Raw genomic sequence first — 2232 nt, forward strand, 5'->3', positions numbered from 1 at the left:
CCGGCAAAACGCCGGTTCTGGCAATTTCCCGGATTGTCAGCATGGTCGGTTTTTTGTGTTCCATGAAATTCTCTCCTTCCGTGAGTTTCTATACATTATTATATAACTAATGGTGAGAAAGTTCAATGGTTAATCTCACACATGGTTATCTCTGAAAACAATACGACACAAAACAATCTAACAAAATGTTATAAGTTGCTTGACTGAGTTAACAGTTAGTGATAATATAAAACTGCGAGGTGATAGAAATGTTTGCTGATAGACTGAAAGAAATTCGTACTGAAAAGGGCATTACGCAGGTTCAACTTGCCGAAACGATGGGTGTATCAAAGGGAACGGTTGCCATGTGGGAAACAGGAAAGAGGGAGCCAAACTTTGAAACGTTAAATCAGCTTTCGGAGATCTTTGATAAGCGCATCGACTACATTTTAGGCTACTCCAACGATGCTTCTTCTCCGAAAATGACCGAGGAGGACATTGATCAGCTTGGCGTGTGGGCAGCGGAAGACAGCTTCAATGAAACGGTGACCGCATACCTCAGGCTTGATGAATATGGCAAAGCGGCTGTCGAGAGCCTTATCCGCGCGGAAATGGTTAGATGCCATGAGCAAGGTACGCTATTTGCTGAAAGCGGCTTCGCGGTAAGCATTCGCTTGAAAAAGGATGTGAAGGACGATGCCGAGCGTAAATAAAAGGGGCGATACCTTTCGCATCATGGTGTCCCTTGGCTATGATTTGAAAGGACGCCAAATCAGAAAGACCACAACCTTTAAGCCGCCGGACGGTGTTACTCCCGGCAAGGCTGAAAAACTGGCGATGGCCTTTGCTCACGAATTTGAGAAGAAGTGCCAAGGCATGGCGAATATGAACGAGAACATTCGCTTTGTGGAACTGGTGGATTGGTATTACGAGCAGATCGCGCCGCATAAATTGAAGGAAAATACCATGTACGGCAATCGCAAACTGATTGATTTGTATGTGCTTCCGTACATTGGCCATTTGAAGCTGAAGGATGTAACCACAGCAAGGGTTGATGAACTGTTCAATCTGCTGCTCAAAAGCGGCAGAACCAGAGAAACGTATCGGCTGAAAGACGCTGCCTATCTGCCGAAAGGCTCGTGGCTTCCTACGACAAGAAAAGCGGGTATTACGCTAGGCACATTAAAGGTGGCAATCCGGGGAGAAACAGTCACCAAGGAAACTGCCGAGAAAATTGCGGCGGCAATCGGGAAAAAGCTAAAAGATGCGTTTGTCCTGGAAAAGAAGGGCGGCGGCTTAGACCCGCAGACGATTATGCGAGTGCGGACAGCGACTTCTCCCATTTTTTCCACAGCGGTGAAAAAGGAGATTATGTTCAAGAATCCGGTGACGAATGCGACATCGCCCAAAAGGGATGAAAAAGAGAAGCTGTTTCTGGATGCCGATGGCTGCAGACAGCTTCTCACTATTTTAGACGAGCCGACTAACCAGCAGGTGGGCAGAGCCATTGCCATGCTGCTCTACACCGGAATGCGCGTGGGCGAACTGATGGCCTTGCGCTGGGAGGATGTATTCTTAGACGATGCCATCCTGACGGTCAAGCACACGTTGTATCGCGCCGACAAAAAGTACAAGCTGACTTCACCCAAAACGAAGAGCAGCGCCCGTGTGATTGCAATGCCGCCACAATTGATAGAACTTTTGGAGGTGCAGAAGGCTTGGCAGGAACAGCGCAAAAAGGATGTAGGCCAGCGGTGGATTGAGCGCGGCGCGGTTTTTACCGGAAGCTTTGGCGAGTACATGAATCGCGGATATTTGAATGCCGAGTTTAAGAAATTGCTCAAAGCTAACGGCTTTCCCGACTTACACGTTCATGATCTCAGACACGCCAACGCTTCCCTGCTCATTAACATGGGAGTCCCTGTGAAGGTTATTTCCGAGCATCTCGGCCATTCGAATACCCTGACCACGGAGAACATTTATGCACACATCTTTAACTCAACAAAAGCCAAGGCGTCCGAGGCAATTAGCCAAGCGCTGGCTTCCGGTATAGAGCAATGAAGGCTTTACACAGAATGATGAAATTACGCACAGAAAACACCAGCCAATTCGGACTATTACAGAATTCCGAAAAAGCTGGTGTTTGTTTTGTGTTTAAATTGGCAAAATGTTGCTATACGCTACTCAACGATACACAGTGGCAAAGCCCACGAAGCCGCATGAAACGGCACTTTTCAAACTTTACAAAACGAT

The 2232-nt window shown here is 47.4% G+C and carries 2 protein-coding genes; both read left to right on the top strand.

Features of this window, described 5'->3' with window-relative positions; all coding sequences use genetic code 11:
- Positions 1–248 precede the first annotated feature (248 nt).
- On the top strand, positions 249–692 hold the full coding sequence (locus C508_RS20075; RefSeq protein WP_018704821.1) for a helix-turn-helix domain-containing protein: 444 nt from the start codon (positions 249–251) through the stop codon (positions 690–692).
- Positions 676–2040 (top strand): site-specific integrase, encoded by a 1365-nt coding sequence (locus C508_RS0117285; RefSeq protein WP_018704822.1) that lies wholly within the window; start codon positions 676–678, stop codon positions 2038–2040. The genes C508_RS20075 and C508_RS0117285 overlap by 17 nt, the downstream gene beginning before the upstream one ends.
- Positions 2041–2232 lie beyond the last annotated feature (192 nt).

The sequence above is a fragment of the Anaeromusa acidaminophila DSM 3853 genome, assembly GCF_000374545.1.
Lineage (GTDB): Bacteria > Bacillota > Negativicutes > Anaeromusales > Anaeromusaceae > Anaeromusa > Anaeromusa acidaminophila.